Source organism: Myxococcus vastator (assembly GCF_010894475.1).
GTDB lineage: Bacteria > Myxococcota > Myxococcia > Myxococcales > Myxococcaceae > Myxococcus > Myxococcus vastator.
Window position 1 is genome coordinate 1 of record NZ_JAAIYB010000866.1, and the last position, 1,226, is coordinate 1,226.

Below are 1,226 nucleotides of genomic sequence, written 5' to 3' on the forward strand. Positions count from 1 at the left end.
CGCCAATCCAGGCGGCTGCGTCCCCCCACCGGCTCCCTGCGGAGCCACCGGCATGGCCGAGGCCGCGGCGACTCCCGGAGCGGGAGCACCCTCGAAGCCCTCCGGCACAGCGGCCACGTCCTCGACGACGTCGCCCTCCTCCAGCACCTCCCCGTCCTCCAGGAGGTCAATCTCCTCCGCGGGCTCCGGCTCCATCGCGAACGGAGGCGGCGCGACGGCACGCGGCGTCTCCGTCGGCGTGAGTCGCGGCGGCGAGGCAGGCCGCTCGCTGCCCCCCACGGGCGTCAGCGTCGGAGGCACGGGCACCTCGGGCGTCACCACCCGCATCCCGCCGTCCTCCCCGAAATCAATCATCGCCACCGGTGGCGCGGGCGGCGGCAGATGGTCCGACGGATGCGCGCTCCCCGACACGGCCGGCGCCCACCGGACCGAGCCGGAATCCTCGGGCTCCGTGTCCGGGTCATCGCCGCTCAAGTACTGCCCGGGCGCGAGCCCACCGAACATCCCGTCCGCCTCGGACTCCGCTCGCACGGGCGCGGGAGGCGGCGGCGCCATGCTCAGCGCGGCGGGCGTCGACGAGACCTCCACGGACAGCGCCGCGGCCCCGGTCCGCTTCGGGCGCTTCGCCGAGGTCATCTGGATGAAGCGCATCTCGCGCTTGATGCCGTAGCGAAGCTCCTGGAACTGGAACAGCCGCAGCTCCGGCGTGACGTACGGAACGATGCGCAGGCCGGTGATGAATCCCAGCGCATCCGCGTGCTCGATTTCCAGCGGGCTGGCCATGGCCACCTTGAGCCGCCGGCCCTCTTGCGCCAACGGGAAGGCCTGGTGCTTCTCCGCCATCGCCGCGGGGAGCAGGTGCAGCACCGCGTCTGGCGCCGCCTCGAAGTCCGCTTCCTGCGCCACCGGGTAGCGGCACAGCTCCCCCAGCACCATGGCCAGGGTGTCGATGTCGAGGATGTCCAGCTCGACAAGGTTGGAGCCCAACCTTCCGCCATAGATGAGCTGGGCCCGAAGGGCTTCGTCGAGCTGCGCCTGCGTGATGAGGCCCTTGCGGACCAGGATCGCTCCGAGCTTTTCGGCCATGTCCGCCCGATTCTAGACGCCTTCTCAGCGGCTGAGACGCCCCTCCCGTCGCCTGGCCCCTGCATGCCAGCCAGGCCGCACGAGCGGCGCCACAGGCACCTGCTCCGAGTGAAACCGGGCCCCGGCCCCAGGCCCACACC

The 1,226-nt window shown here is 72.1% G+C and carries 1 protein-coding gene; it reads right to left on the reverse strand.

Translation table 11 applies throughout. The features are described from left to right. A partial coding sequence (locus G4D87_RS37955; protein ID WP_504112948.1) for a GspE/PulE/PilB domain-containing protein occupies nt 1-1,086 on the reverse strand: 1,086 nt, incomplete at its 3' end. Nucleotides 1,087-1,226 lie beyond the last annotated feature (140 nt).